This window comes from Psychroflexus maritimus (genome assembly GCF_011089875.1).
Lineage (GTDB): Bacteria > Bacteroidota > Bacteroidia > Flavobacteriales > Flavobacteriaceae > Psychroflexus > Psychroflexus maritimus.
In genome coordinates this window covers 1-241 of sequence record NZ_JAANAS010000006.1, presented here as the reverse complement: position 1 = coordinate 241, position 241 = coordinate 1, and the positions used below count along the sequence as shown (strand labels likewise).

At 36.9% G+C, this 241-nt stretch carries 1 protein-coding gene; it reads left to right on the top strand.

The window, feature by feature from the left end:
* On the top strand, positions 1-241 hold a 241-nt coding region (locus G7034_RS01655; protein ID WP_166399227.1), incomplete at both ends, for a T9SS type B sorting domain-containing protein.

Below are 241 nucleotides of genomic sequence, written 5' to 3'. Positions count from 1 at the left end.
AGTTTTCTGTAGATGGCGGTCCTTGGGTAGCTCAAGACGGACAATCAAGTTTAATCTTTAGCGGTTTAGAAGCCGGAGAAGTAGAAGTGATTGGTAGAGATTTAGGTGGTTGTGCTACCGAAACAAAACTAGTTTCTTTAATCGACTACCCAAAATTCTTCACTCCAAATGAAGATGGATTTAATGATTCTTGGAATATCATTGGATTAGCTAATCAAAGTAATGCTAAGATTTACATCTT